Below are 367 nucleotides of genomic sequence, written 5' to 3' on the forward strand. Positions count from 1 at the left end.
ATGAGCTTTATCGATTTGGCCTACCTCAGAAAAGACAATATCGGCAAAGGCGTTATCAGCTATTACCGCAAGAAGACAGGACAACCTATCGAAGTAAAGCTGACGGACGAAATGAAAGATATCATAGACAGTTTCTCAAAAGAGACGCGTTATTCGCCCTACCTCTTTCCTATAATCCGTGATAAGGATAAAGACCGGCGCCTGCAATACGAAACCGCCCTTCGCAGCTATAACCGCGACCTGAAAGATCTGGCTCGCCTGTCGGGAGTGAATCAGCCAGTCAGCAGCCATGTGGCCCGCCATAGCTGGGCGACCATCGCCAAGTATGAGCGCCTGCCCCTATCGCTCATCAGTGAAGGGCTGGGAC

1 protein-coding gene is annotated in these 367 nt (G+C 51.0%); it reads left to right on the forward strand.

Annotated features, from left to right (window positions below; all coding sequences use genetic code 11):
* The coding region (locus D0T84_RS22375) for a tyrosine-type recombinase/integrase (protein WP_163310119.1) at positions 1–367 on the forward strand (367 nt) is incomplete at both ends.

It is taken from the genome of Dysgonomonas sp. 521 (assembly GCF_010501055.1).
Lineage (GTDB): Bacteria > Bacteroidota > Bacteroidia > Bacteroidales > Dysgonomonadaceae > Dysgonomonas.